The organism is Psychrobacter sp. TB20-MNA-CIBAN-0197, from assembly GCF_040309765.1.
GTDB lineage: Bacteria > Pseudomonadota > Gammaproteobacteria > Pseudomonadales > Moraxellaceae > Psychrobacter > Psychrobacter submarinus.
On sequence record NZ_JBEOPC010000743.1, the window covers coordinates 1 to 265 of the forward strand.

General features: G+C 49.4%; 1 protein-coding gene. It reads right to left on the reverse strand.

Features of this window, described 5'->3' with window-relative positions:
- The coding region (locus AAEY83_RS15810; RefSeq protein WP_351060474.1) for a HisA/HisF-related TIM barrel protein at positions 1-265 on the reverse strand (265 nt) is incomplete at both ends.

The following is a 265-nucleotide window of genomic DNA, read 5'->3' on the forward strand; positions in this document are numbered from 1 at the left end:
CCTTGCATCATGCCATCGCGGGCAATATCAGTATAAACGATTGACGATACGCCCACATCAGCAAAGCGTTTGGCAAGCTCAGTGGCTTTGGTATCCGTCACATTCGCCCAGCCATGAGTCGCCACCATGCCGTCTTTGGCATCGATACCAACGATAATATGTCCGGCAAATTCGCGGCAGGCTTCAGCCACAAAATTAGGATCTTCAACGGCCTTAGTGCCAATAATAATATAGGTTAGTCCGGCAGTGATATACTGCTCGATGG